The sequence below is a fragment of the Halomonas elongata genome, from assembly GCF_029081005.1.
GTDB lineage: Bacteria > Pseudomonadota > Gammaproteobacteria > Pseudomonadales > Halomonadaceae > Halomonas > Halomonas elongata_B.
Window position 1 is genome coordinate 1 of the sequence record NZ_JAJQTQ010000127.1, and the last position, 379, is coordinate 379.

A 379-nucleotide genomic window follows, 5' to 3' on the forward strand; every position below is an offset into this window, starting at 1 on the left:
TGTACTGAGTAATCAGATAAGCCATTACCATATCGGGATTGGCGTGCAGGCGGATAGCGCCCCGGACATTCGCGAGGCCATTCGGTTCGCCCGCTCGGTGATCGAAGTGGGTAGCAAAGTGCAGCCGCAGCGGCAGATCTACTACTTTCGCGAAATGGCAATGCTCTGCCTGTTCAGGGTGCTGGAAGACAGCTATATGGTCAATTTTTTTATCAATAACGTACGCCAGCTGCTTGAGCATGATTCCGGCGAAGTGCTGCTGGATACCCTGAGCAGCTTTATTGCCAATAATGCCGAACCGGGCAAAACGTCGCTACTGTTGGGGATTCATCGTAATACGCTCACCTATCGGCTGCAGCAAATTAAAAAGCATATACAG

At 50.9% G+C, this 379-nt stretch carries 1 protein-coding gene; it reads left to right on the forward strand.

What is annotated here, in order from left to right; genetic code table 11:
• Positions 1-379 (forward strand): PucR family transcriptional regulator (locus tag LU493_RS19750; RefSeq protein ID WP_275289502.1); only part of this gene is annotated, 379 nt, incomplete at both ends.